Here is a 23,912-nt window from a genome sequence, read left to right on the forward strand (position 1 = left end):
AAATGAAATTAGATATCAAATTTTGGTTGAAATTCTCCTTATTAAATCTTTTTATAGTTACCTCTCTTGGCGTTTTAATGCGCTATAAAATAGGTTTTGAATTCCCCTATTTCAATCAAAAAAGCATACAACATTCCCATTCTCATTTTGCCTTTTCTGGCTGGATTAGCCATACTTTGATGACTTTGATGGTGTATTACCTCGAAAACAAAACAGTTGGTTTTAAAGCAAATAAATACAGAAAACTAATTATTGCAAATCTAATTTGTTCTTACGGCATGCTGATTTTCTTCATCATTCAGGGCTACGGTCTGTTTTCAATACTATTCTCAATCGCTTCTATTTTGGTTTCCTATGTTTTTGGATATTATTACCTTCAGGATTTAAAAAAAATAGATCGCCATTTGTTGGCTGTCAACTGGTTTAAAGCCGCAATAGGTTTCAATATCATTTCCTCTTTTGGAACTTTCTATTTGGGTTATATGATGATGAGCAAACATATTGTTCAGGATTTGTATTTATCATCCATTTATTATTTTCTTCATTTTCAATACAACGGTTGGTTTTTCTTTGGTTGCATGGGCTTGGTTTTTGGCTTTTTAAATTTAAAAAAATCAGAACATTCTTTTTACGAAACTTCATTTAAATTGTTTGCAATTGCCTGTATTCCTGCTTATTTTTTATCCACGCTTTGGCTGAATTTACCGCTTTGGCTCTATATAATTACAGTTCTTGCTGCACTCGTTCAGGTTTTTGCCTGGTTTAAACTTCTTTTTATTTTAATACAAGCCAGAAAAGAGTTTTTGAAAAACTTTGCCCCTTTATTACGATATATTCTACTATTTGTAATTGTGGCCCTGAGTATAAAATTAGTGCTTCAACTGGGTTCAACCATTCCCGTCATAAGTGATCTGGCTTTCGGTTTCAGGCCCATTGTAATTGCTTACCTGCACCTGGTTTTATTGGCTGTAATTTCATTGTTCCTCTTATTTTACATTTATGCAAACCATTTGATTTTTATTAATAAAAAAATAAAAATCGGGTTGGTTACATTTTCTGTTGGCGTATTATTAAACGAGCTGGTTCTTGCCGTTCAAGGTGTCGCGTCGTTTAGTTACACCAGTATTCCTTATATTAATGAACTCCTTTTTATTGTTGCTTTAATCTTACTTTCAGGAATAGGATTGACCGCGTATTATTCCATAAAAAAAGTTAAAAACAACCGTCCTCTATGATTGAAATCATAAAACAAAAACACTGATAATTAGTACTTTGCAGTATAAAAATCAAGTACTCATATTATGAAAAAATCTATTCAATTATTCGTAGTCGTTTGTTTCTTTGCCGTTTTTGGATGCAAACAAAATAGTGACGCTACCGCTGAAACTGCAGCAGAAAACACTGCTGCCCAAGGGGCAGGCCAATCTGCTGTTAAAGATGAAATTTCCAATCCAAATATCGTTCAGGTTGCTTCCACAAGCAAAGAGCACACCACCCTGGTAACTGCAGTAAAAGCAGCAGGATTAGTGGATGTTTTGAGTAATGCCGGACCCTTTACGGTTTTTGCACCAACAAATGCAGCTTTTGACAAACTTCCAAAGGGAACGGTTGAAGGATTACTGAAACCGGAGAAAAAAGATGATTTGAAAAACATATTGGAATACCATACGTATGTGGGAGCATTAAAAACGGAATACATGCAGGATGGTCAGCAATACGAACAAGTGAATGGTGGTAAAATAAAAATCACCAAAAAAGAGGATAAAGTATATGTGAATGGTGTGGAAATTATAGCTTCTATCCCTACATCAAACGGAATTATACATGTTATAAACGATGTTTTACTTCCGAAATAAAATTAACAATCCAGCGTAAAAAATTGAAAGCGTAAACTTAAATGTTTACGCTATTTTTTCTTTTAGTGGTTGCATCGAAAAACCCCGACACCTGTGGGTTCGTACTAGCTTACCCTATTGTTTTAAACAGCATTAACGCAGAAATATTCATTGCTCTCTGTTTGATTTCTTCCGCTTTTTCTCCTGTAAATAATTCATCGACAGTTTCATTGAACAAGGCGTTCCAATGTTGGAAATGAGCTTCTTTCATTTCGCTTTTCTGATGTAATTCTTTGTGTTTAATCATTGGATTTCCGGTGTAATTTCCGTTAGAAAACAGAATATTATCCCAGAAATCATACATTTTAGGCAGGTGCGCTTCCCAATTTACTTTGGCTACAGCCGTAAAAAAATAACCGATTTTTGCATCCGTTTTTATTTTGCTATAAAAGGTATTTACCAGTTTCTCAATGTCGTTTCTATTTTTTATATCCGTTTTCATTTGTAGATTTTTAGCCTTTAAACAATAAACACAAGCTGTCTTCCAACGCTTCATCCGAATGCAAAATGGCTACAGGAATATTTTTTTCATCATAAAGAAAAAGTTTTTCCTGCTGATTTTGTTCGTTATAAATCACATTTCCTCTTATCACCAATAATTTGGCGGGAACATCCGTTTTGTGTTCTTTAAGAACCATCCCTTTTTTGAAAGCAATTGCAATTACTTTACTGCAAGCGGTATTTTGAACTACCTGCGTTACCGGATTAACAGCATTTTCTAATTTTTGAAACAGCTCTTTAAACATTATAAATCTTTATTTTTAAATTTAATTAATGAAATGAAAAACGGAATGACAACCCATAAACACAATAATAAAAAGGAGATTAACAACCCCAATGAGGTTCCGAAAAAATCTTTAAAAATAGCGCCGGTATACCCCATCATCGCCGAAACATCAAGATGCAATAAAATTTGAATTCGTGCCAAATCTATTGGACTCAGCGCCGTAACGCCAATCATTGCCTTTTCGATCGGATAATCTGATAATTGAAACAACAGATACAAAATTATTCCGTCAAAAAGCAATGCAAAATATAACCAAAGCATTATGGCAATTCCTATTCCTTTCGATTTATCTCTGGTAAGGATAGCACTCAGGAATGCCAACGCCACAAAGACTAAAGTAATCAGGCTACCCACAATCAGCATCATTATCCCAACGCTGTCCGGCGCATTTAGTAAAAGCGGAATCCCTGCTCCAATAAAAAAAGCCAAAACCATAGATAAAGACAACCCAAAAAACAAACTCAGCCAAATTTTCTTTCGTTTAATCGGCTGGCTTAACAACAATTCTATAAACTCGGAACTGTTGTATAAATAAATCGTGGCAAAAAGAATGGAAACTAAGGGAACCGTGAATAAAATTATATTCAAAATCGTAAGTAATCCTTTAGCAGAATTATCTTCCAGCCCAAATGAACTCCAGGAAAGTATGGCTAAAATAAAAGTATAAGCCAATATAATCTTGTTTTTCAAAATGTCCAGAAAAATGATTTTAATGATTCGGTTCATCGTTTTTGTTTTTTAATATTTTGGCAATTGCTTTGGATATTTTTTGCTCATTTGTTGATTGCAATAAATTCGAAATGGTCTGATGAAAATGTACTTTTCCATCCTGCATGTAAATGATTTGTGATATCAAATCATCTAATTCACTCAAAAGGTGAGAGGTTATCAAAATGAGTTTCCCCTTTTCTTTTTCTTTTATAATTTTTTCCTTCAATATTTCAGAAGCCAACGGATCCAATCCTGCTGTCGGTTCGTCTAAAATCAACACCTCCGGATTAAACAGAAAAGCCAGTGTTGCACTCACTTTTTGAGTAGTTCCGCCAGAAAGTGTCCGCATCTGTTTGTCAAATATTTTTTCAAGTTCAAATGACTTCAATAAATCTTCATCTAACACCTGGTTCGAATTTCTAATTTTTTTAATCATTTCGATGATCTGACCTACCGTCATGTAGTCTGGATACCGACCTATTTGAGGCATGTATCCTATTTTTTCCCGGTATTCAAACGCTTTTAAAATCGACTTCTGATCAAACAAAATATCTCCTTTGGTGGGAATTACCATGCCTAAAACACTTTTTATCAAAGTGGTTTTTCCGCATCCGTTAGGACCAATAAGTGCAATGCACTCCCCTTTTTTGAAAGAAAGATTTATATTGTTTAAAACTTCTAACTTTCCGAATTTCTTGTATATATCTTTTATTACTATCATAGCGATAAAGAGTGCATTAATGGCGCATTATCAATAAAATTATCCGGGGTTATGCTGGGCAAAACTTTTTCGGATTTATCCAAAAGTGTGATCATAAAACTCCGGAACAACAACATGGCCGACGGATTATTTTCAACCAATACCGCAAACAGACTCAAGGGATGATAGGGCACATCGCCTACTCCATTTTTGTCTAAATCGTAGCCTTCGTATTTATCCCAATAATTACTGTTAAACTGGTTCAGAACTAAGCTGCCGTTGGTTCCCATATCAAAAGTATTACCAATAAAATTATTGTTTACAATTTCATTATCCATGCAGCTTGCCAGTATTTTCATGGCCCAGCCATTGGCTTCAAAAACATTCTTCTCCACTCGAATTCTGTTCGTTCCTTCCATATGAATTCCTGAGGTATTTCTGGAAAATTTATTTCCTATAATGTAACTGTCCGAAATCTCTTTTAGAAATAACCCGTAAGCGCCATCGCCCCAGTTTTCTTCAAAATAATTATTGAACATTTTGACATTCTTGGTAAACATTACAGAAACGCCGGCACCGTTATTTTTGAAAATATTAGTAATATAGGCATCATCGTTAGAGAACATAAAATGCAATCCATAACGGATATTATTGGTTGATATATTTCTCCAGATTACTGAATTTGTAACAAATTCAAAATAAATTCCATCACGATGCCCCGAAATTGTGTTGGCAATAATTTGAAGATTATCACTTTTCCAGCAATGAATTCCATTGCCAATTTGTTGCTCTTCTTTCCCGTAGGCAATGATTTTATTGTTTTTTACAAGGCAGTTTTTACCATTTTGAATATAAATACCAAAGAAATTATCGTCCAGAATATTGTTTTGAATCACGACGTAATTTTTATTATACACTTTAATACCACACGGATCTTCGAGTGTTGCATATCCTGATTTTATAACTTTAAAACCCTTTACAATTACACTATCGGCTTTAATGGAAAGTACTTCATACTTTTTTTGCCCATCCAGAATAGGGAAGTTTTTTCCAATGAAAACAATTTTTTTATCAATAACGATAGTGCCTTCTTTATAAATTCCTTTATAAACCAAAACAGTATCTCCTATTTTAGCCCTACTAATGGCTTTTTTTATTGATTTTATTGGTTTATCAGCCCCAACTTCAATCACATTCGCTTGAAGAAAAGAGGAAAATAATAAGAATATAAATAACAGTGTTTTCATTATTGCTCGTAACGTATTTTGTTTAGTGACTGCCGTTTTATTTTTCTAAAATCGCATCCCAGGTTATGGTTTGGGCATTTAATTTTACGCTGAATAATTTCGCGTCTTTTTCTGAAGAAAATCCAATGCTATTGCTACCCATTGGGCTATGAACAGCTCCGCCGGAAACAAAAAAGGCAGTTTTAGCAGCAATTAAAATATTATCCTGAGTATAGTTATGTATGTAATAGGCTTTCATTTTTGTACTGCTGTTTTCCTTACAATAATTCGCCATGCACCCAATATCATCAAATTTATATACCCTTCCTTTTTCAGTTATTACTTCGGCACCATATTTACCATCCGAAATGCTCATTTTACAAAAATCACAGGTATCTTTATTTAGTTTTATGGGAACTGCTTCCGCATTATTACAGGATAAAAAAGAGAAAGACAGTACGAATAATAAAGGGACTGCTGTTTTTGGTTTTCTCAGTCTTTGCAACAAATGAGCTTCTTTTAAGACAATTATAAAAAGTAAAAATCCGGCTGCAATTAACATCCATCCTCCCGTATCGGGAATGGAATAGGCTCCAAAATTCAGCAATTGCTTGTATCCTAATAGGGGCGGCTGATAGGCCATCCCTGGCACTTTAATTGCCGCATTAGGGTCAAGATTGTGTCCGTATTCATAGTTCCATCTATAGAAATCTGCAGCTGCTAAAATCCCAAAAAGAACAAATGAAATAAACAAAACATAAAGTCCTTTTTTATTGGCCGTTACAGCAATCACCAATGCAAAAAGTGCAAAAAAACCAAAGATATAAGGCAATACCGTAAACTCCACAAAATCTTCCTTGTGTAAGGTTTTCATACCTATATAATGGTTCAAACCATTAATGATGTCAACATCTCCTCCAATTTTATTGGCATGTAACTGCAACAATAATCCTTCCGGATATTGCGGTGCAGACAACTCAATTCTCCACATTGGAACAAAAACAGAAGCTGCTAATAGTAGCATCACCAACAAAAGGATGCCTTTTGAAAGTGTTGAAATTTTTGAATTGTTCATGATTGTTTTTTAAAAAAAGGGAACAAGAATTCGTTCCCTTTTTATTTAAGAATTTATTTCGTAGCGGGAAGATTAGTTCCTAAGCTAAAAGTCAAGGGAACCGTGCTTCCTGAAGGTGATATCCTAACATATCCCTGCATTTCCTGGTGCAGTGCACTACAGAAGTCCGTACAATAGAATGGATAAATACCCACTTTTTTCGGAACCCATTTTAAAGTTGCCGTTTCCCCAGGCATGATCAGCAGCTCGGCATTATCGGCGCCTTTTATGGCAAATCCATGAGGCACATCCCAATCTTGTTCTAAATTGGTCACGTGGAAATAAACCTCGTCACCCATTTTTACTCCCTCAATGTTATCTGATGCAAAGTGAGATCGGATCGAAGTCATGTACACATCTACTCTGTTCCCTTTCCTAACTACTTTAGCTTCTTTCTCCCCTTTAGTTACAAATGGATTATTATTATCTTCTATTTTGTAGAATTTTAACTGTCCATTGTTTCTGATTAAATCAGCAGGTGCAGCTTGAGCATAATGTGGTTCTCCAATGGTTGGATAATCTAATAAAAGTTTCATTTTATCGCCACTAATATCAAACAATTGTGCACTTTGAGCCAATTCTGGTCCGGTTGGCAAATACCTGTCTTTGGTAATTTTATTGTACACAATCATGTATTTACCAAATGGTTTTTTACTGTCTCCGCCAGGAATACAAAGATGTCCCGGAGAATAATAGGTAGGTGCTCTATCTAAAATTTTCAATGTTTTGATATCCCATTTCACTACTTCAGAAGAAACGAAGAACGTGGTATACGCATTTCCTTTTCCGTCAAACTCAGTGTGCAATGGTCCTAGACCTGGTTTTTTAACTTCTCCATACAAAGCCGCTTCATATTTAATAACCGGAATACCTTCATATTCACCATCAAATTGTTTTTTTGCGATCGCATTTTGCATTTTATCAAAGCTAAATACCGGAATTAAGGCTGCTAATTTTCCACTGCCGACAATATATTCTCCTGTAGGATCTACATCACATCCATGAGGTGATTTCGGACAAGGAATCATGTAACAAATGTCTTTCAATTCTTTTGAGTCCAAGACCAGGACTTCGTTTCTCATTTCAGATTTTGCAGTATGCGTTTTTTCATCCCAGGTATTGTGCGCATATTTTGCAGGAATTTTTTTCCCTTTTCCTGCTTTAATATATTCCTCCGCTTTTTTCCAGTTTACTGCCATGATAAAATCTTTGTCCTTTTGCGAAGCATTCACTTCCAGCAAAGTATTGGCCTGTTCTGTATTATAACAAGAAAAGAAAAACCAACCATGAGATTTACCTTTACCGGCATGACTTAAATCAAAGTTCACTCCGGGTGCTTCAATTTGGAACGCAATATCCATCTGTCCTTCCTTACCTACCTTTACAAAACTTAAATATCCTTTGAAATTTTTTTTGTAGGTGTTAATAGGCACATCACCATTGGAGTTATCTGGCGGAACGCTGAAACGGGTTCCCGCCACAACATATTCGGTGTTTTCAGTAATAAATGGTGAAGAGTGATTCCCTGCACTGTTAGGAAGCTCAATAATCTCAACCGTTTTGAAAGTTTTTAAATCAACACGAGCGATTCTCGGCGTATTGTTGGCATTGGCAAAAATCCAGCGTCCATCCACTTCACCATTGGTTTGTGACATGTCTAAATGATGCTGATCATCCCATGGCACAAAACCCTGAGAAGTATTTAGCATCGGTTTTGACTCTTCGCTGTATCCGTAACCACTTTGCGGATCAACGGAAAAGATTGGAACAACTCTTAATAGTCTTGCACTTGGCAGCGCATATACGCTCATTTGACCACTAAAGCCTCCTGAAACGAAATTATAGAATTCGTCATATTTCCCTGGAGCGACATAGACTTTTTGAGCTGCATCACCACTTACTGCATCCCCAGTATCTTTGGGTCTGCAAGAACTAAAAAACGCACTTGCTAAGACAATAGCAAGCGTTGCTTTTACAAATTTATTTTTATTTATCATTTCTATTGTTGTTTTTTGTAATCGTGAATTTTCCATTTCATATTTTTATTAAGTGAAATTTATTTAGTGGAAATTACTTTACACCGTCATTTTTACGCATAAATTCAAGTAAATTTCTTGCGTCTTTATCCGTAAGGGATTGATTTGGCATACGAACCAAACATATTTCTAACTGAGCCTGAACTTTTGGATCTTTATCAATCATTGGATCAGGATTCGTAATAAAATTCATAATCCATTCTGGTTTGTGTCGCGAAGTAACCCCTTTCCATCCTGGACCCACTAATTTTTCTTCAGTCAGTTTGTGACAGGAAGAACATTTAACAGATTGAATTTTCTCGCCCTCGGCAGCCATAGCCACATCTAACTTATCTCCTAAATCTACGGAAGAATGTTTTCCTTCACCTCTGTTTGGATCGTAAGTTGATACATCAGGAGCTCCGGTTTCAGCCGATTCCTCAGAAGCAGCACTTGGGGAAAAATCCTCACTAGATTTTTTTTTATCGGAACAGGAAGTTAGCATTACTAAGGCAACTACAAAAAAAGATAATTTGTACATAATATTGATTTTTAAAATTTCTTAGACAAATTTCAGAAAATAGTAGTGGTTTAATTATGACTTCAATCATACTTAAATTCCTATTTTTTATTTTTTTTAAAATATCAAGGACAAACGATAAACTTTTGTTAACGATTAAACTTTTGATTTTTATCACAGTCTTATAACCCTAACGTAAAAACAATAGAAATGAAAAAATTAATTATCGCCGTATTATTAGCTGTTGGACTGTCTGCTTTTGCTCAGGACAAAAAAGAAATGGAAAAAAGACCTGATCGAGCTGAAATGGAAAAATTAACTCCAGAACAACGAAATCAGTTAATGTTAAAAAAAATGACATTAGACCTTGATTTGAATGCGAAACAGCAAACAGAAATGAAACAAATCATTGGGGAACGAAGCGCCAAAAGAGAAGCAATGAGAGCAGCACGAAAAGCAAATCAGGAAAAACCGACTGCTGATGCCCTTTTTGCTATGAAAAATAAAATGTTAGATGAACAAATTGCGATGAAAAATAAAATGAAAACCATTTTATCTCCGGAACAATTTGAAAAATGGAATGCTATGAAAGACAGACAGCATCATGGACATCGTGGATCTCACGATGGTGAGAGAAAAGCAGCATTAAAAAAAGCGTAAAAAAAAACTTCCGGCGATAACCGGAAGTTTTTGTTATAATTTAAAAAGTTTTAGAAACTTTATCAATAGCGCGAATGGTAAAATCTAAATCATCGTATGTTAGTGCATCAGTAATAAACCATGTTTCATAAGCTGACGGAGCAATATAAATTCCTTCCGCTAATAATCCATGAAATAATTTTTTGAAGGTTTCATTATCCCCTTTGGCAGCGGTTTGTAAATCAACAACCGGAGCGGCGTCAAAATGTACTGAAATCATAGATCCAATTCTATTGATCGTAAAAGCAACTTTATTGGCTTTCAAAACTTTGTCAATTCCTGCACTCAAATAGGCTGTTTTTTCTTCTAATCGCTGAAAAATAGCACGGTCATTATCTAACGATTGCAACATCGCCAATCCCGCAGCCATGGCTAATGGATTTCCGGATAAAGTTCCTGCCTGATAAACAGGACCTAATGGTGCCAAATAATTCATAATTTCTTCACGAGCGGCAAAAGCGCCAACCGGTAAACCTCCGCCTATTACTTTCCCGAAAGTCACAATATCGGCAGTAACATTAAATAATTCCTGAACACCACCTCTGGCCAGTCTAAAACCAGTCATTACCTCATCAAAAATCAATAGAATTCCATTGTCGGTACACAATTGGCGTAAGCCTTCCAGAAAACCTTTGCAGGGTGGAATACAGCCCATGTTTCCGGCAACTGGCTCAACAATTATTGCGGCAATCTCATTTTTATTAGCGTCAATTAAAGCTGCAACATTTTCTAAATCATTGTATCGTGCCAGCAAAGTATCTTTGGCAGTTCCAGCAGTCACTCCTGGACTATTTGGTGAACCAAAAGTAATTGCCCCACTTCCAGCCTGAATCAGAAACGAATCAGAATGACCGTGATAGCAGCCTGCAAATTTTATTATTTTATCTCTTTTTGTAAATCCACGAGCCAGTCTTACGGCGCTCATACACGCTTCGGTACCTGAATTTACAAATCTGATTTTATCGATATTCGGAACCATCGCAACAGCCAAAGCGGCAATTTGAGTTTCCAATTCTGTCGGCATCCCAAAAGAAGTTCCCAATTTGGCTTTCTCGATCACGGCTTGGACAACCGGTTCAAAAGCATGTCCTAAAATCATCGGCCCCCATGAATTGATATAATCAATCAAACGGTTTCCGTCTTCATCATATAAATAAGCCCCTTTGGCACTTTTGACAAAAATTGGAGTTCCGCCTACCGCTTTAAAGGCTCTTACTGGTGAATTTACGCCACCTGGAATTACTTTTTCTGCTTCAGCAAAAAGCTGACTGCTTCTTTTATATAACATTGAAATGAATTATGAGTTTTGGTTATTTTTAAATTAGTTTATGATCAGTCGTTGTCCAATAGAAAGGGTATTGTCCGAAAGATTATTTTTTTGTTTTAATTCGTCAATCCTTAATTCGAATTTTTTTGAAATGGAATAGAGCGTATCTCCTTTTTGAACCTCATAGGAGACTAAACCTTGCTCTTTGGGTTTTTTATTTTCAACCGATAACGCTGCTACCAATTGTTTTTCATTGGAAACATAATTCGCATCTAAAACCTGGCTGTCATATTGCTGCAGATTGTATCGTTCAATGTAAGATATCAATTTATCCGGATATCTGGGGTCTGTCGCATAGCCGGCAGCTCTTAGTCCCCTGGCCCAGGCCTTATAATCTCCTTTTGCCAACGCAAATAATTTAGAATACCTGCTTCTCCCTGTTAGAAATACAGCATGATCTTTAAACGATTCCGATGGATTATCGTATTTTCTGAAACATTCCTGATCAGAATCATCGTCATGCCTCACACTTTCTCCGGTCCAGCCTTCATGACATTTTATACCAAAATGATTGTTGGCACTTACGGCCAAATCCCCTACTCCGGCACCCGATTCTAAAATACCCTGAGCCAAAATAATACTGGCAGGAATACCAAAACTCTTCATATTTCCCATTGCAATTTCTTTAAATTGAGAAATATAAGCTTTAACAGCAGCATTGGTAACTACCGTTTTTGAAGTAGAAACAATTACTTCTGTTTCACCACTCTGTTCTTTTACAGGTTTTGGCAATATGGGTTTTGGCGTATTTGATTTGGTGACGTTTGGTTTTTTAACCACGTTGACTACTTCCGATTTTGGTTTTAAAGGAACCTTTTTTGTAGTTACAATAACAGGTTTTGTGGCCTTACAGCCTACCATAGTTATTAGTATGAGTATCAGCAGAATTTTTTTAAACATTGATATTGATTGTTGGTAATTGTTTGTTTCTTAATTTCATATTCATCCCTTGAATTCCCTGAATTCCACCGGTATGAATTAGTAAAATTTTTGATTGAGCCGGAAAATAGTTCTTATGTATCAAATCCATAACGCCAAAAACCATCTTTCCTGTATAAATAGGATCCAAAGGAATTTGATTTTCCTGATAAAACTGATTGATGAACTCGATTAATTCTGGATTTACTTTTCCGTAACCTCCAAAATGATACGCTGTAATCAGTTCCCAATTCTCATTTTGTGCAAAATTACGAATTTCCTCTTTTAAAAAATCACCTTTTAAAGCGGGAAACCCTAAAACTTTTTGATGGCGTAAAACGCTATTTATAATTCCGGAAATCGTACCACCGGTTCCTACGGAACAACAAACGTAATCAAACACACTGTCTTCTTCGGTTACAATTTCCTGACAGCCTTTGACGGCTAATGCGTTGGTTCCACCTTCTGGAATAAGATAAAAATCGCCAAATTTTATTTTTAAATTTGCTAAAAATGAAGCCTCACTTTTTAAGCGGTATTCCGCTCTGGAAATAAATTCCAATTGCATTCCACAATTTTGGGCAAATAATAAGGTCGGATTTTCCGAAATTTTACTTGCTAATTCATCCCCGCGAATAATCCCGATAGTTTTGAATCCTTTTTCTTTTCCTGCAAAAGCTACCGCTGCAATATGATTCGAAAAAGCGCCACCGAAAGTCAATACTGTTTCCTGGCTTTCTTCTTTGGCCTGAAGCAAATTGTATTTCAATTTTCTAAACTTATTTCCTGAAACAAAGGGATGAATCAAATCTTCCCGTTTAATGTGTACTGAAATTGAGTCTGGAAATGATAGTGTTAACTGTTGATTCAAGCTAATTTATTTTTTACAAAGATAAAATTTATATATAATAAAAATGCAATCCCTACAGATTGCATTTTTTTGTTCCCGTTTCTAATGCGTTTTAGTTCTTAATGATTATTTTTTTTCCAACCTCAATAGCCTCTTTAGTGGACAACTTAACAATATAAATTCCATCTCCAAGACCCGATGTAGGAAATTTATAAGATGCATTTACTCCCAAATCATTTTTGCTGAAAATTAATTTTCCCGCTACATCATACAAACTGCAGGTAGCAAGATCTATAAAGAGTGGATTATTGATTGTTAGATTCTTAGTGGCATTATTTTGATAAACCACGAAACTTTGACTGGCCAAATCTTTAACTCCCAAAGCAGCATTACTTTTAAAAGTAATTTCAAATTGTGTATTGTTAACACCTGCAGGAAGCGTAATTTCATGAAAATCATTCTTAATATCAAAATATTTATCCGCCACCTTATCATGTAAGTACACCGTATTCGCTTCCGTAAAATTCAAAATTTCTTTTACTGTAATTTTATAATTGGCCTGGTCCGCATTTCTAAAACCGATGGGAATTTTTTTATCGATATTGAAATTCACAGCCTCTATTACAAATTCACTGTCCTCTAATACAAAATAAACATCCGCCGGAGCATCATCACTCGAGGACATGGCATCCATAGCGCGATCCACACCGTCAGTTGCTCCAGGAATAAATGCCAGTGCCAGTTGACGGACTCCCTGATTATTCAGCAACGTATTAAATCTAATTTGTGGGGTTGGCAAAACACTCACTTTTGTATAATCAAAACCTGACAGTGATTGAATATTCGATAAATAATACGATGCATTTTTCGTTTTACTTCGATTTCCATTTTTATCAAATTGAGAATAATTAGAGGCACCTTCCTTGATAAATACGCGATAACTATTTTTCATTTCCACCGTACCATCCACAAGCCCATCGATCAGGAAACCTTGTCCGACAGGACTAAAACGTCTTTCATAAGTTGCTCCTGTACCGGTACTTGTTCCCGCATTGCCTGATCCGTCATACGAATAAAATGTTGCAGGAACATAGATTCCGCTACTTCCTAAGAAACCCGGTGAAAAAGCACCATACCCTCCTTTGTAATCTGCTATATAGTGCGAGTTTACCGTTTTATCTTGCTCCCAGAAATAAGCTATCCCGGTACAATTTGTCGCATCAGTTAAAAAAGCAGATAAATCGATCGCTGACGGATAAGGATTTCCCGTTAATGTGGATTGCTCAAATGCAACGGGAATAGCAATTGTCCCATCATTGGGTTTTCCTCTAAAATCATATCTTTGGTGACTTCCCGGATTGTTTTGAACGCCGTTGACCGTAATAAGATTGGTTCCGGAAGTTCCCTTCATCGTAAATCCTTCTCCGGTATTTATACTGGAAGCAGCGCCCACCTGAAGCCAATTCGAATAACCGGATGTTGCTATCAATTTATTTATCCAATAGGGGGCAATTGCAAATGGACTCGCAGTACCATTATAATTATTTGATGCTAAAATAGTGGGATTAGTACTGTTTGTCAAATCAACAATATCTTTAAGTTGCGTTATTCCGAAAGGAGAATTGCCTGCTGGTGCATTATTTCCCCCAACAGGCGAACACCAGTAATTGTATTGGAAATTGTTGGTGGTTCCTTCTTGAAAAACAGATAAGTTTCCTGTTCCTTTATTAGTCCCCACTGCGGTAGATCCTTGTAATAACGCCGCATCTTTCCTTAAATAAAAGGTACTCGTAGCTGCATTTAATTCCAAGTCTTGTCTAATATATACCACTTCATTGCTGGCAAAAACATAGCTATTAGGACTTACGTACAGCTGTGCATGAAGATTGCTCTGAAGTAAAACGCTTGAAACAATCAACAGTGTTTTTTTAAGTAGTTTTGAGTCCATAAGCTGCGGAATTAGATTAATTTGTACGTTTTTTAATGAGTAATTCCTTAGATACGATAACTCCTTTAACGATAGAAAATGAAACGATTAGGAATAATAAAAATTTTAAAGGTGTATTTGTAATCCCGATTTTCAGAAAAGGAGACCCAACGTTTAATATTTCATCTAAAGTTACAAAAAAAATAGTATTGTAATCCGCACAAATAACGATAAAAAGCATAATACATCGTTTAAATACATATTTTTAACTTTTAGACACCTAATTTCTTACGATTAAAAAACGATAAAAATAAGATTAAACCGACTGGAGCGAAACAATTCCGGATCGACACAAAAAAAGGGTAAAAGGGTAGTGATTTGGTATTTTGGATTTCAAAATGGGAGCAGTTAAAAACAGCCCTTACCTTACCAAAGTGATCACCTGATCAGCGGGCTATTCCTTTTTTAAAAACAGATATTTTGAAAATCGTAAAAAAGGTCTGCTTTTTAAATATTTAAAATCTGATTCATTAGCGTACGCTTCTCTTTCAAAACTAATATTTCTATAGGCTAAATCAGCGCTCTTATATTGAATCAAACGAAAAAGATACTCCATAAAATACCAGATAAAAAAAGGAATCACTAACAGTTCTAATTGTTGGCGCAGGTGTATTTTTTCATGATTAACAAAAACTATATTTTCTTTATCAACACGATGTTTTACAAATACAAAAGGAAATGCGGTCAATCCGCGATATCCTTTTGGAATTAAATATTTAGCAACAATTAGAAACATTCGCTATAAAATTTATAAATTTGTACTGATAAAATGGTTCTATTTAATGAAAAGCTCAATCGTTTGCGTTGTTTTGCTCATTAAAGCAATCCACATGACTTTTACAATAGAATAATCCAAAGTATGATTGACCAAAGTAATGAAAATAAATTAATAGAAGGGGAAGATTTCTATTACACCCCTGAAGGCTACAAATGTTTCACTGAAAAGTATCATTTAAAGCGAGGGTATTGTTGCAAAAGTGGTTGTCGCCATTGTCCGTATGGTTTTGATAAAAAAACAGGCACAAATAAAAAGTAAGCCGATTCCACATTACAAATTGAACAGTTTTTAAACAAAAAACAAAAAATGGATATTAGTTTACAGCGATACAGAATCAAAATTCATAAATCCTACCACAGGTCGGATATTCGTTATCCTTAGTTATCACTTTTTTTGCGCAGCAGCCTAATGATTCTCAAAAAAAAATGCATTCCAAAAAAAGTAATAAATTCGTTTAACAACAGTATCAAATGACTTTTCAACAACAGTATCAAATGACTTTTCAACAACAAATTCAACAGGGAATTCCATCCGTTTTACCAAAAAAAAAACCATACGAAACGGATATCAATCATGCGCCAAAACGCAAAGAAATCCTTTCGGCAGAAGAAAAAAAACTAGCACTGCGAAATGCCTTGCGGTATTTTGAACCCCAGCATCATGCTGAATTAATCAAAGAATTCTTGGAAGAATTAGAGACCTACGGACGTATTTATATGTATCGCTTTCGTCCTGATTATAAAATGTATGCGCGACCAATCTCTGAATATCCGGGAAAATGTGAGCAGGCAAAAGCGATTATGCTAATGATTCAAAATAATTTGGATTACGCCGTGGCACAACATCCCCATGAATTGATTACGTATGGCGGTAATGGAGCTGTTTTCCAAAACTGGGCACAATATCTTTTGACGATGCACTATTTATCGGAAATGACAGAAGAACAAACATTGACTATGTATTCCGGTCATCCAATGGGATTGTTCCCTTCGCATAAAGAAGCTCCCCGAGTTGTCGTGACAAACGGAATGGTAATCCCTAATTATTCTAAACCGGATGACTGGGAAAAAATGAATGCATTAGGCGTTTCTCAATACGGACAAATGACAGCCGGAAGCTATATGTATATTGGTCCTCAAGGAATTGTACACGGAACAACAATTACAGTATTAAATGGTTTTCGCAAAATAAAACGCAGTCCCAAGGGTGGTTTATTCGTTACCTCAGGATTGGGAGGGATGAGTGGCGCGCAACCTAAAGCCGGAAATATTGCCGGTTGCATCACCGTTTGTGCTGAAGTAAACCCAAAAATCACTCACATTCGTCACAGTCAGGGCTGGATTAATGAAGTGGTTGAAAATGTAGATGCACTGGTAAAAAGAGTTGCTTTGGCACAAGCCAATGAAGAAACCGTTTCTATCGGTTATCTCGGAAACGTAGTGGACATTTGGGAAAAATTTGACCAGGAAAACATCCATATCGATTTAGGATCCGATCAAACTTCCTTACATAATCCTTGGGCCGGTGGATATTATCCTGCCGATGTTTCCTTTGAAGAGGCTAATAGCATGATGGCTGAAAATCCCGATTTATTTAAAATAAAAGTACAGGAAACGTTACGCAGACACACTACTGCTATCAATAAACATACGGCCAGAGGAACGTATTTCTTTGATTACGGAAATGCTTTTTTATTGGAGGCTTCCCGCGCCGGTGCCGATGTGATGGCCGAAAATCATATTGATTTCAGGTATCCGAGTTATGTTCAGGATATCATGGGTCCTATGTGTTTTGATTACGGTTTTGGTCCTTTCCGATGGGTTTGTGCCTCAGGGAAACCAGAAGATTTAGTCAAAACAGATTTAATTGCCTGTCAGGTTCTCGAAGCAATGGCGAAAACGGCTCCCGAGGAAATTCAGCAACAAATGCAGGATAACATTCACTGGATAAAAGGCGCACAAGAAAATAAATTGGTTGTCGGTTCACAAGCCAGAATCCTTTATGCTGACGCCGAAGGACGGGTGAAAATTGCGGAAGCTTTTAATCAGGCTATTGCCAAAGGCGAAATAGGACTTGTGGTTTTAGGCAGGGACCACCATGATGTTTCCGGGACCGATTCTCCGTACAGAGAAACTTCCCATATTTATGACGGTTCCCGTTTTACTGCTGATATGGCGATACAAAACGTTATTGGTGACAGCTTTAGAGGTGCAACCTGGGTTTCCATTCACAATGGCGGCGGAGTTGGCTGGGGAGAGGTAATTAACGGTGGATTTGGTATGGTTCTTGATGGATCAAAAGAAGCCTCAAGACGCTTAGAATCAATGCTTTTCTGGGATGTCAACAATGGAATTTCCAGAAGAAGCTGGGCACGAAATGACGGAGCAGAATTTGCAATAAAAAGAGCTATGGAGACGCAACCTTTATTGAAAGTAACCATCCCTAATAGAGTAGCCGACAATTTGTTGGATTTTTAGAAATTTGGGCGTATCTTTAATAAACATTTAGTAATCAAATAATTAAGTCATGAAAGCAATTAAACTCATTCCAGTAGTATTACTTCTCCTAGTAGCATCGTGCAGTTCCGTAAAAGTATATTCCGATTATGATAAAAATGTAGATTTTAGTCAATACAAAACCTATGCCTTTCACAGAAGAGGTATCGATCGATTAGAAATTTCAGAATTGGACAAGAAAAGAATTCTTCATGCTATTGACAATGAACTTAGCAAAAAAGGAATGACTAAGAGTGAAACACCTGATTTACTTATAAACATCCTTACCAAAGAAAGAGAACAGGTAGATGTCACCCAATACAACACTGGATGGGGTTATGGATGGCGCTATGGATGGAATCCTTATCTTTGGGGTGGGCGCACCTATGTTTCTACTTCAACCGAAGGAACACTGTACATTGATTTAATCGATGCCAAGAAAAAAGAATTGGTTTGGGAAGGAGAAGGAGTAGGCTATTTGACCGAAAACCGCAATGAAAAAGAAAAACAGATCAATGAATTTGTGGCTAAAATTTTAGAGCAATTCCCTCCTAAAGCAAAATAGGTTACGATAATTTTAAACATAAAAGCCTACCTTTGCGTAGGTTTTTTTTTATACTAAATCATGACACAATTGACCGATATTACCACTCTCGAAGATATCAAATTACTTGTTGATACCTTTTACTCCAAAGTTCAGAAAGATCCATTTATTGGACCCATTTTCAACGAAAAAATAAACAACCGCTGGCCGGAACATTTAGAAAAAATGTATCGCTTTTGGCAAACTATTTTACTGGAGCAACACACCTATTCCGGTAGCCCGTTTCCACCACACAAACAATTACCGGTTGCCAAAGAACACTTCGAACGCTGGATGGAAATTTTCATTGAAACTGCCGATGGTTTATTTGTGGGGCCACTAACCGAGGAAGCGAAACTTCGCGCTAAGAATATGGCTGAGATGTTCAATTATAAAATTGAGTATTTCAGGAATACCGAAAAAAATTAAAGCAATAGTCCGTTTTCCAACGCATTTCCAATCCATAGATCAGTTGAATTTTGCAAATAGTAACAAAACCTTTTATGCGTAAATTTCTATTTCTCGTTGCTTTACAGGCTGTTTTTCTTTCTTGTTCCAATTTAAAACAAACCGCCGAAAACAAACCGACTCCCAGTTTAAAATTAATCAGCACGCTCGAAATTCCTTTTAATCAAACTTTTCAGGACACTAAGGTGGGAGGCTTATCAGGAATCGATTATGATGCCAAACAAGATTTGTATTACCTCATCTGTGACGACAGATCGATGGTTAACGATTCGAGGTTTTACACTGCAAAAATTCTTGTGGACGAAAATAAATTAGAAGGCATCACTTTTCAAAGCACTACTACTTTAAAAGATGAAACCGGAAAAAATTACGGCAACTGGGACACCAGCCCGACAACAGCATGCGACCCGGAAGACATACGGTATAATCCAAAAACCAATTCTCTGCTCTGGAGCAGCGAAGGTGCCCGGATAGTTACCGCTGCTAAATTAATTTTACAAAACCCTTCCCTAAACTTTATGGATTTGAAAGGTAATTTCAAATTTAAAGCCAAATTACCCGCTAATTTAGCAATGAACAAAGAGGAAAAAGGCCCAAGGAATAATGGAACGTTAGAAGGAATTACTTTCGATTTTAACTACAAAACAATATACACCAACATTGAAGAACCTTTATTTGAAGATGGTAACCAAGCCAACACCAGCAAAGGGGGCGTAATCCGATTGTATCAATTTAACGCTAAGACAAAAAAGAACACCGCCCAATATGCGTACCTTTTGGAACCAATTGCACTGGAGCCGAATCCAAAAGGTACTTTTGCCGTGAATGGCGTTTCGGCAATTCAATATTATGGAAAAAATCAATTGCTGGTTGTGGAACGTTCCTACTCTACCGGTACTCAAGCCTGCACAGTTAAAGTTTTCCTGTGCGATTTGAAAAGGGCCACTAATGTAAAAAAACACACTTCATTAAAAAATCAGAATTTTGAAGTGGCCACAAAGAAACTAGCACTTAACATGGATCAATTGGGGATTTTTATTGATAATATCGAAGGGATTACTTTTGGACCAAAATTGCCTAACGGACACCAATCCCTAATTTTTGTTTCGGATAATAATTTTTCTGAGTTACAAAAAACGCAGTTGCTGCTTTTTGAGCTGATCCAATAATAAATGAAAATTGCAAAGGATGCTTTCTAAAGAAGACTGCATCAACTTTAGAAAAAACAAAAGGGCAAAAATTTGCCATGAAAGCTGGAAAAAGCATCTTAAATTCGTACTTTTGCAACACAACTACAACGATTTCGAAATGAACTCAACTATTGAAAGTAATCCGTTATTAGACCGATTGCCAAAGCACTTAAAACAATTTATTAAGCCTCAAGATTATAGCGATTATACGCCGATAAACCAGGCCGTTTGGCGCTATGTGATGCGCAAAAATGTGAATTATCTTTCGAAAGTAGCCCACAGTTCGTATCTCGAAGGACTAAAAAAAACAGGAATTGAAATTGATCACATTCCCAGTATGTACGGCATGAATCGTATTCTGACCGAAATAGGCTGGGCCGCGGTGGCAGTGGACGGATTTATTCCGCCAAATGCTTTTATGGAATTTCAGGCCTATAATGTACTTGTAATTGCTTCTGATATTCGTCAGCTCGAACATATAGAATACACGCCTGCACCGGATATTATTCACGAAGGCGCTGGCCACGCACCCATTATTGCCAATCCGGAATATGCAGAATATTTACGTCGTTTTGGGGAAATCGGCTGCAAAGCAATTTCTTCGCACAAAGATTACCAAATGTACGAAGCCATTCGACTGCTTTCTATCTTGAAAGAAGCCGAAGATACACCGCAGGCCGATATTGAGGCTGCTGAAAAAGCAGTGGAAGATTTGCAGAACAACATGGGCGAATTATCGGAAATGGCGCAAATTAGAAACCTGCATTGGTGGACCGTAGAATACGGCTTGATCGGAACGTTAGATAATCCAAAAATTTATGGCGCCGGATTGCTTTCATCCATTGGTGAAAGTGCTTGGTGCATGACCGATAATGTAAAGAAAATCCCCTACGACATATCGGCAGCCAACCAGAGTTTTGATATTACAAAACTGCAGCCTCAGCTTTACGTCACTCCAGATTTTGCTTATTTAAATTTGGTTTTGGAAGAGTTTGCCAATAAAATGGCGTTGCGTACCGGAGGACTATCGGGAATCAACAAATTGATTCATTCCAACGCCTTAGGAACCATTGAATTGAGTACCGGAATTCAGATCTCAGGAGTTTTCAGCAATGTTATTGAAGAAGAGGGAAAACCCGTTTATATTCAAACCAGGGGTAAAACGGCCTTATCGTATCGAGAAAAAGAATTAGTGGGTCATGGAACAATCAAACATTCGGAGGGTTTTGGAAGCCCTATTGGAAAACTAAAGGGTATCAATCTCGCTATTGAAGATATGAGTCCAAGAGATTTAAGCGCTTATTCCATCACTGAGAATCAAAGTGTAACATTGGAGTTTGAGGGAGAGATTATCGTAAAAGGAGAGATTATTACCGGATCTAGAAATCTACACGGTGAAATTATTTTAATCAGCTTAAAAAACTGTACCGTAACGCACAGGGAAAATATTTTGTTCCAACCAGAATGGGGCAATTACGATATGGCGATAGGAAAAAAAGTAATTTCGGCTTTTTCAGGTCCTGCAGATGTGAATAGTTTTGATTTGATTTCGCATGTTCCAACAAGCAAAACCATAAAGGCCAAACATACCGCAGAACGGGATGATTTAGAGGTGCTGTACCAAACCGTTCGCACGGTGAGAGAATCCAAAGACAGGCAAACGGCTTTGGCACCAATCTTTGAAAAAATTAAAGCAAATCACTCCAATGACTGGTTATTGGCCGTTGAAATCACGGAACTTTTGAAAGACAGAAACGAACCACAACTTTTGCAGGAAGTGCTGCATTACCTTGAAAATTTAAAAGAAAAAAGACCCGAAGTGGCACATTTGATTGCCGGCGGTTTGGATTTGATTTTTGATAAACAAAAAGCTTAGATTTTTTGTAGTACAGTAAGTACTATTATTAGTGGAGCAACCTGACAAAAAAGTAATTAAAGCTTAATTTGCTGACCGAAATCTTTCTCGCTTTCGATTACTTTTCCCTCATACCGTAACTTCCAACCCATGGTATTGGTCAGAATCAATATTTTGGACAATTCACTAATTAGGCGATTTTCAGCGTTCGTTTTTAGTGACGATTTTTCTATTTTCTTGGCCAGATTTGCTTTAACCGATCTATTGATTTTGTTGTAATCAGCTCCCGTAAATGGATTCAATTTACTTTGTTCGACATCATAAAACTGAATATCAGGGCTGATCTTTATTTCTTCTTTGGGAATACTTATAATTGTGATCGTTTTATTTTTCTCATCGATATCATACTTCATTTTATGCAAATCATACGCAACAGTTACATCAGCATTGACAACAACCAGGGCTTTTTTCTCGAATGAAAGCATATCCAACAGGTATTTTTGCTGATTTTTATAGGTTATTACCTCAGAGAAATGCCCTTCGGTAACTACAAGTTTCCCTACGTTTACGATTTGTTGCTGAATGAGATTGGTGTTATAACTCATATCTTCATCATCGTTTTTCTTAAAATCACAAAATTTGAACAATAAAATTATTCCTGCAACAACTCCGATTCCAATACCTATTTTTCTAAGCATAATTAAAATTTCATGAATGAAAATTGAGACTCCAATTTAGTGATTTTTTCTCTGAGTTTGGATTCGAACTTCAAATGACTTTCAGAATCTGGATTAAATGGCTTGTGTAAAAGACTTTTCTGAATACTTTCAATGGCATCCATCGTAGAAAAAGCATTTTCTGAAATTGTGGTTTCTTTGAAACGCTCCCAAATATAATCGATTGCCACCTGATTGGGATGCAACATATCTTCAGCATAAAACCGATAATCACGAAGTTCATCCATCATGATTTCATAGGAAGGAAAGTATTCCGTGTTATGTTTATAGTCTTCCGTATTCAAAACACTGTGAATTACTGAAATCAAACTGGCTTTGCTCCATTGGTTTTCAACAAAACCATCTTTAATGTGACGCACGGGCGAAACCGTGAAAACAATACCACAATCCCCTTTCAACGAATGGATCAATTTAATAGTATTTGCGATGCTTTCTTTACTCTCGTCAAACGAAAGTAATTCTTTGCTGAATTGCTTTTGCGATACTTTATGACAATTCGCCACAATGGTATCACTTTCTCTATTTCGATACACCCACGAGGTTCCGTACGTGATAATAACATGAGAGGCTTCTTGCAATTGCTGTTTTGTTGATTGGAGTATGCTGTTTAACGATTCTAATAATTCATCCTTATTTGAAGTACTCAAATCCGAATGTGCATCAAAACAATGCCACAATTCATTATGAAAAAAAATATCGTTTTCCGTGAACTGCTTTCCCGAAACAGCAAAATCAACGAGTTTCTCAATCGCCAAAGGATGAAACAAAATTCCAAATGGGTTACAGCTGTTCTGAAACTTAAAAAAGTCTAGTTTTTCCGCTATATTTACTGCAAAACAAGACCCCAAAGACACAATCTTTGAATTGTAATCCAGCAGATGGCTGCTTATAGAAATGGGTATTTGGGTTCTGAATAGCATCGTTTCTAATTTACTGCAAATTTGAATAATTTTAGCGAATTAAATACTGTTTAAATCCTTTTTCATTGGGCCTATAAAAATATAGGATTAAGAAACTCTTTACGATTTTAAAATTCTGAAAGGGTTGTTGCCGCCTT

Annotated in this window: 24 protein-coding genes; 9 read left to right on the plus strand and 15 right to left on the minus strand. The window is 36.4% G+C overall.

Translation table 11 applies throughout. The features are described from left to right. The first annotated feature begins 2 nt into the window (after window positions 1-2). Together ACNQGH_RS15260 and ACNQGH_RS15265 are read left to right on the plus strand one after the other, a co-directional pair. On the plus strand, window positions 3-1,235 hold the full coding sequence (locus ACNQGH_RS15260; protein ID WP_417956888.1) for a hypothetical protein: 1,233 nt from the start codon (window positions 3-5) through the stop codon (window positions 1,233-1,235). A gap of 66 nt (window positions 1,236-1,301) precedes the next feature. Continuing rightward, complete coding sequence (locus ACNQGH_RS15265; protein ID WP_417956889.1) at window positions 1,302-1,856, plus strand: fasciclin domain-containing protein; 555 nt, start codon at window positions 1,302-1,304, stop codon at window positions 1,854-1,856. A gap of 109 nt (window positions 1,857-1,965) precedes the next feature. On the opposite strand, the gene ACNQGH_RS15270 is transcribed toward ACNQGH_RS15265, so the two are convergent. The 8 genes from ACNQGH_RS15270 to ACNQGH_RS15305 form a co-directional block, all read right to left on the minus strand. Next, window positions 1,966-2,337, minus strand: coding sequence for a group III truncated hemoglobin (locus ACNQGH_RS15270; RefSeq protein WP_417956890.1), 372 nt, complete (start codon window positions 2,335-2,337; stop codon window positions 1,966-1,968). Window positions 2,338-2,347: 10 nt separating this feature from the next. Further along, window positions 2,348-2,641, minus strand: a complete 294-nt coding sequence (locus tag ACNQGH_RS15275; RefSeq protein ID WP_417956891.1) for a cupin domain-containing protein — start codon at window positions 2,639-2,641, stop codon at window positions 2,348-2,350. Beyond that, window positions 2,641-3,408, minus strand: a complete 768-nt coding sequence (locus tag ACNQGH_RS15280) for an ABC transporter permease subunit (RefSeq protein WP_417956892.1) — start codon at window positions 3,406-3,408, stop codon at window positions 2,641-2,643. Before ACNQGH_RS15280 ends, ACNQGH_RS15275 begins: the two co-directional genes overlap by 1 nt. Next, window positions 3,392-4,114 carry an ABC transporter ATP-binding protein gene (locus ACNQGH_RS15285; protein ID WP_417956893.1) on the minus strand — a complete coding sequence of 241 codons (723 nt, stop codon included), beginning with the start codon at window positions 4,112-4,114 and terminating at the stop codon, window positions 3,392-3,394. Before ACNQGH_RS15285 ends, ACNQGH_RS15280 begins: the two co-directional genes overlap by 17 nt. Then, a complete protein-coding gene (locus ACNQGH_RS15290) occupies window positions 4,111-5,340 on the minus strand; it encodes a nitrous oxide reductase family maturation protein NosD (protein ID WP_417956894.1) in 1,230 nt (409 codons plus the stop codon). Before ACNQGH_RS15290 ends, ACNQGH_RS15285 begins: the two co-directional genes overlap by 4 nt. A 37-nt stretch (window positions 5,341-5,377) precedes the next feature. After that, window positions 5,378-6,394 carry a nitrous oxide reductase accessory protein NosL gene (locus ACNQGH_RS15295; protein WP_417956895.1) on the minus strand — a complete coding sequence of 339 codons (1,017 nt, stop codon included), beginning with the start codon at window positions 6,392-6,394 and terminating at the stop codon, window positions 5,378-5,380. Between the two features lie 53 nt (window positions 6,395-6,447). Next, on the minus strand, window positions 6,448-8,430 hold the full coding sequence (gene nosZ / locus ACNQGH_RS15300; RefSeq protein ID WP_417956970.1) for a Sec-dependent nitrous-oxide reductase: 1,983 nt from the start codon (window positions 8,428-8,430) through the stop codon (window positions 6,448-6,450). A gap of 73 nt (window positions 8,431-8,503) precedes the next feature. Continuing rightward, window positions 8,504-8,989, minus strand: a complete 486-nt coding sequence (locus ACNQGH_RS15305; RefSeq protein ID WP_417956896.1) for a c-type cytochrome — start codon at window positions 8,987-8,989, stop codon at window positions 8,504-8,506. 189 nt (window positions 8,990-9,178) lie between these two features. On the opposite strand from ACNQGH_RS15305, the gene ACNQGH_RS15310 reads away from it, so the two are divergent. After that, on the plus strand, window positions 9,179-9,628 hold the full coding sequence (locus ACNQGH_RS15310) for a hypothetical protein (RefSeq protein ID WP_417956897.1): 450 nt from the start codon (window positions 9,179-9,181) through the stop codon (window positions 9,626-9,628). A gap of 40 nt (window positions 9,629-9,668) precedes the next feature. Here ACNQGH_RS15310 and hemL read toward each other — a convergent pair whose 3' ends face one another. The 5 genes from hemL to ACNQGH_RS15335 all read right to left on the minus strand — a co-directional run bounded on the left by hemL (window position 9,669) and on the right by ACNQGH_RS15335 (window position 15,485). After that, window positions 9,669-10,955, minus strand: coding sequence for a glutamate-1-semialdehyde 2,1-aminomutase (hemL, locus tag ACNQGH_RS15315; protein ID WP_417956898.1), 1,287 nt, complete (start codon window positions 10,953-10,955; stop codon window positions 9,669-9,671). Window positions 10,956-10,988: 33 nt separating this feature from the next. Next, window positions 10,989-11,894, minus strand: coding sequence for a glucosaminidase domain-containing protein (locus ACNQGH_RS15320; RefSeq protein ID WP_417956899.1), 906 nt, complete (start codon window positions 11,892-11,894; stop codon window positions 10,989-10,991). Further along, window positions 11,887-12,783 (minus strand): 1-aminocyclopropane-1-carboxylate deaminase/D-cysteine desulfhydrase, encoded by an 897-nt coding sequence (locus ACNQGH_RS15325; protein WP_417956900.1) that lies wholly within the window; start codon window positions 12,781-12,783, stop codon window positions 11,887-11,889. The genes ACNQGH_RS15320 and ACNQGH_RS15325 overlap by 8 nt, the downstream gene beginning before the upstream one ends. 91 nt (window positions 12,784-12,874) lie before the next feature. Further along, window positions 12,875-14,710, minus strand: coding sequence for a T9SS type A sorting domain-containing protein (locus tag ACNQGH_RS15330; protein WP_417956901.1), 1,836 nt, complete (start codon window positions 14,708-14,710; stop codon window positions 12,875-12,877). Window positions 14,711-15,143: 433 nt separating this feature from the next. Then, a complete protein-coding gene (locus tag ACNQGH_RS15335) occupies window positions 15,144-15,485 on the minus strand; it encodes a hypothetical protein (RefSeq protein WP_417956902.1) in 342 nt (113 codons plus the stop codon). A gap of 123 nt (window positions 15,486-15,608) precedes the next feature. Between ACNQGH_RS15335 and ACNQGH_RS15340 the strand changes: the two genes are divergently transcribed. The 6 genes from ACNQGH_RS15340 (at window position 15,609) to ACNQGH_RS15365 (ending at window position 22,139) form a co-directional block, all read left to right on the plus strand. Then, window positions 15,609-15,785, plus strand: coding sequence for a DUF5522 domain-containing protein (locus ACNQGH_RS15340; protein ID WP_158589746.1), 177 nt, complete (start codon window positions 15,609-15,611; stop codon window positions 15,783-15,785). 236 nt (window positions 15,786-16,021) lie between these two features. After that, entirely contained in the window at window positions 16,022-18,004 is a 1,983-nt protein-coding gene (locus tag ACNQGH_RS15345) for a urocanate hydratase (RefSeq protein ID WP_417956971.1), read from the plus strand. Between the two features lie 49 nt (window positions 18,005-18,053). Next, window positions 18,054-18,587, plus strand: coding sequence for a DUF4136 domain-containing protein (locus ACNQGH_RS15350; RefSeq protein WP_417956903.1), 534 nt, complete (start codon window positions 18,054-18,056; stop codon window positions 18,585-18,587). Window positions 18,588-18,647: 60 nt separating this feature from the next. Beyond that, on the plus strand, window positions 18,648-19,034 hold the full coding sequence (locus ACNQGH_RS15355; protein WP_417956904.1) for a group III truncated hemoglobin: 387 nt from the start codon (window positions 18,648-18,650) through the stop codon (window positions 19,032-19,034). Window positions 19,035-19,108: 74 nt separating this feature from the next. After that, window positions 19,109-20,242 carry an esterase-like activity of phytase family protein gene (locus ACNQGH_RS15360; RefSeq protein WP_417956905.1) on the plus strand — a complete coding sequence of 378 codons (1,134 nt, stop codon included), beginning with the start codon at window positions 19,109-19,111 and terminating at the stop codon, window positions 20,240-20,242. Window positions 20,243-20,381: 139 nt separating this feature from the next. Continuing rightward, entirely contained in the window at window positions 20,382-22,139 is a 1,758-nt protein-coding gene (locus ACNQGH_RS15365) for an aromatic amino acid hydroxylase (RefSeq protein WP_417956972.1), read from the plus strand. Window positions 22,140-22,195: 56 nt separating this feature from the next. Here the strand turns inward: ACNQGH_RS15365 and ACNQGH_RS15370 are convergent, their stop codons facing one another. Together ACNQGH_RS15370 and ACNQGH_RS15375 are read right to left on the minus strand one after the other, a co-directional pair. Next, window positions 22,196-22,816 carry a DUF4230 domain-containing protein gene (locus tag ACNQGH_RS15370; RefSeq protein WP_417956906.1) on the minus strand — a complete coding sequence of 207 codons (621 nt, stop codon included), beginning with the start codon at window positions 22,814-22,816 and terminating at the stop codon, window positions 22,196-22,198. A gap of 2 nt (window positions 22,817-22,818) precedes the next feature. Continuing rightward, window positions 22,819-23,775, minus strand: coding sequence for a GSCFA domain-containing protein (locus ACNQGH_RS15375; protein WP_417956907.1), 957 nt, complete (start codon window positions 23,773-23,775; stop codon window positions 22,819-22,821). Window positions 23,776-23,912 lie beyond the last annotated feature (137 nt).

It is taken from the genome of Flavobacterium kochi (genome assembly GCF_048286715.1).
GTDB lineage: Bacteria > Bacteroidota > Bacteroidia > Flavobacteriales > Flavobacteriaceae > Flavobacterium.

Coding starts and splice junctions, on each gene's coding strand:
- ACNQGH_RS15260 (WP_417956888.1), top strand. CDS start 3: ATGAAATTAGATATCAAATTTTGGTTGAAATTCTCCTTATTAAATCTT.
- ACNQGH_RS15265 (WP_417956889.1), top strand. CDS start 1,302: ATGAAAAAATCTATTCAATTATTCGTAGTCGTTTGTTTCTTTGCCGTT.
- ACNQGH_RS15270 (WP_417956890.1), bottom strand. CDS start 2,337: ATGAAAACGGATATAAAAAATAGAAACGACATTGAGAAACTGGTAAAT.
- ACNQGH_RS15275 (WP_417956891.1), bottom strand. CDS start 2,641: ATGTTTAAAGAGCTGTTTCAAAAATTAGAAAATGCTGTTAATCCGGTA.
- ACNQGH_RS15280 (WP_417956892.1), bottom strand. CDS start 3,408: ATGAACCGAATCATTAAAATCATTTTTCTGGACATTTTGAAAAACAAG.
- ACNQGH_RS15285 (WP_417956893.1), bottom strand. CDS start 4,114: ATGATAGTAATAAAAGATATATACAAGAAATTCGGAAAGTTAGAAGTT.
- ACNQGH_RS15290 (WP_417956894.1), bottom strand. CDS start 5,340: ATGAAAACACTGTTATTTATATTCTTATTATTTTCCTCTTTTCTTCAA.
- ACNQGH_RS15295 (WP_417956895.1), bottom strand. CDS start 6,394: ATGAACAATTCAAAAATTTCAACACTTTCAAAAGGCATCCTTTTGTTG.
- nosZ (WP_417956970.1), bottom strand. CDS start 8,430: ATGATAAATAAAAATAAATTTGTAAAAGCAACGCTTGCTATTGTCTTA.
- ACNQGH_RS15305 (WP_417956896.1), bottom strand. CDS start 8,989: ATGTACAAATTATCTTTTTTTGTAGTTGCCTTAGTAATGCTAACTTCC.
- ACNQGH_RS15310 (WP_417956897.1), top strand. CDS start 9,179: ATGAAAAAATTAATTATCGCCGTATTATTAGCTGTTGGACTGTCTGCT.
- hemL (WP_417956898.1), bottom strand. CDS start 10,955: ATGTTATATAAAAGAAGCAGTCAGCTTTTTGCTGAAGCAGAAAAAGTA.
- ACNQGH_RS15320 (WP_417956899.1), bottom strand. CDS start 11,894: ATGTTTAAAAAAATTCTGCTGATACTCATACTAATAACTATGGTAGGC.
- ACNQGH_RS15330 (WP_417956901.1), bottom strand. CDS start 14,710: ATGGACTCAAAACTACTTAAAAAAACACTGTTGATTGTTTCAAGCGTT.
- ACNQGH_RS15335 (WP_417956902.1), bottom strand. CDS start 15,485: ATGTTTCTAATTGTTGCTAAATATTTAATTCCAAAAGGATATCGCGGA.
- ACNQGH_RS15340 (WP_158589746.1), top strand. CDS start 15,609: ATGATTGACCAAAGTAATGAAAATAAATTAATAGAAGGGGAAGATTTC.
- ACNQGH_RS15345 (WP_417956971.1), top strand. CDS start 16,022: ATGACTTTTCAACAACAAATTCAACAGGGAATTCCATCCGTTTTACCA.
- ACNQGH_RS15350 (WP_417956903.1), top strand. CDS start 18,054: ATGAAAGCAATTAAACTCATTCCAGTAGTATTACTTCTCCTAGTAGCA.
- ACNQGH_RS15355 (WP_417956904.1), top strand. CDS start 18,648: ATGACACAATTGACCGATATTACCACTCTCGAAGATATCAAATTACTT.
- ACNQGH_RS15360 (WP_417956905.1), top strand. CDS start 19,109: ATGCGTAAATTTCTATTTCTCGTTGCTTTACAGGCTGTTTTTCTTTCT.
- ACNQGH_RS15365 (WP_417956972.1), top strand. CDS start 20,382: ATGAACTCAACTATTGAAAGTAATCCGTTATTAGACCGATTGCCAAAG.
- ACNQGH_RS15370 (WP_417956906.1), bottom strand. CDS start 22,816: ATGCTTAGAAAAATAGGTATTGGAATCGGAGTTGTTGCAGGAATAATT.
- ACNQGH_RS15375 (WP_417956907.1), bottom strand. CDS start 23,775: ATGCTATTCAGAACCCAAATACCCATTTCTATAAGCAGCCATCTGCTG.